This is a genomic window from Bacillus sp. FG16 (assembly GCF_057809515.1).
Map to the genome: position 1 here is coordinate 1 of NZ_JBMDKC010000343.1, position 425 is coordinate 425.

The 425-nt window shown below is 38.4% G+C and carries 1 protein-coding gene; it reads right to left on the minus strand.

Annotation, left to right across the window (positions count from 1 at the left end; all coding sequences use genetic code 11):
- Positions 1-425: Tn3 family transposase (locus ACODS7_RS32655; protein WP_488828714.1), on the minus strand; the 425-nt coding region annotated here is incomplete at both ends.

Genomic DNA, 425 nt, shown 5'->3' on the forward strand with positions numbered 1-425 from the left:
GCAAAGGTCTTAAATGATGAATCGATGTCTTTTGCTGTACATTCCAGATATAATCGCCCGTTAATGCAATATGTTCCCAACCTAATGGAGAAATGTGTTGCACATATTCTTCTGGAATTTCCATTCCTTGAGATCGTAATAATTCAATCGCTTTTTCAATATACACTGTATTCCAAATAACAATCACAGAAATTAACAACTGCAGGCCATTTACTCGGTGCAACTGATCTTCATAAGAACGATCACGTATTTCTCCTAATCGATGAAAACACACGGCTCGCGCAAGTGAATGTTTCGCTTCTCCTTTATTGAGTCCCACTTGAACTCGCCTTCTCAGTGCAGGATCTTGTAGCCATTCTAATGTATATAATGTTCTTTCTATACGTCCAATTTCTCGTAATGCTACCGCTAAACTATTTTGCCGT